We start from the raw sequence: 604 nt of genomic DNA, 5'->3' as shown, positions 1-604 counted from the left end.
ACGCCTCTGACGCCTCACCGCGTGGACCGACTGTCCCATTCATGTTTTTCGGGTGACCGACGACGACTTCTTTCACATCGTACTGCTCGATAAACGGACGAAGGAGACGGACGGCTTCATCAAAGTCGGGTTCGGTCCAATAGACCGTCTCCACACCTTGTGCCGTCCATCCCATCAGGTCACTCACAGCGACACCAATTGTCTTCGATCCGACATCGAGTCCCATGACTCGCTTCATATTAATCCTCTCTACGATCGTTCAAATACGATTTGACCAACTCTTCGAGAAGTTCATCCCGCTCAATTTTGCGAATCAAGTTTCGCGCATCATTATGACGTGGGATGTAGGCGGGGTCACCTGACAATAAGTATCCCACGATTTGATTGATCGGTTGATAACCTTTTTCCTCGAGTGCTTGATATACCGTAATCAGCGTCTCACGTGTGTTAGCACGTTGATCATCTTCTGGAAAATTGAATTGCATCGTGCGATCCATTTGGCTCACAAGAATCCACCTCTTTCCGTTTGCACTTCACACTCTATTATGCCAGTGATTGGACGTAATGTGAAGCAAACTTCAATGCTTCGTCCAGTTTTGTTGCA

At 47.8% G+C, this 604-nt stretch carries 2 protein-coding genes; both read right to left on the bottom strand.

Translation table 11 applies throughout. The features are described 5' to 3' along the window. A partial coding sequence (ruvX, locus tag ON063_RS14790) for a Holliday junction resolvase RuvX (protein WP_274665647.1) occupies positions 1–238 on the bottom strand: 238 nt, incomplete at its 3' end. A 1-nt stretch (position 239) separates the two neighbouring features. Continuing rightward, a complete protein-coding gene (locus ON063_RS14785; RefSeq protein ID WP_015881196.1) occupies positions 240–506 on the bottom strand; it encodes an IreB family regulatory phosphoprotein in 267 nt (88 codons plus the stop codon). Between the last annotated feature and the right edge of the window lie 98 nt (positions 507–604).

The organism is Exiguobacterium sp. B2(2022), from assembly GCF_028823655.1.
Taxonomy (GTDB): domain Bacteria; phylum Bacillota; class Bacilli; order Exiguobacteriales; family Exiguobacteriaceae; genus Exiguobacterium; species Exiguobacterium aestuarii_A.
Note: the sequence above shows the minus strand (reverse complement) of the source record. Positions and strands in the feature narration are given on the sequence as shown.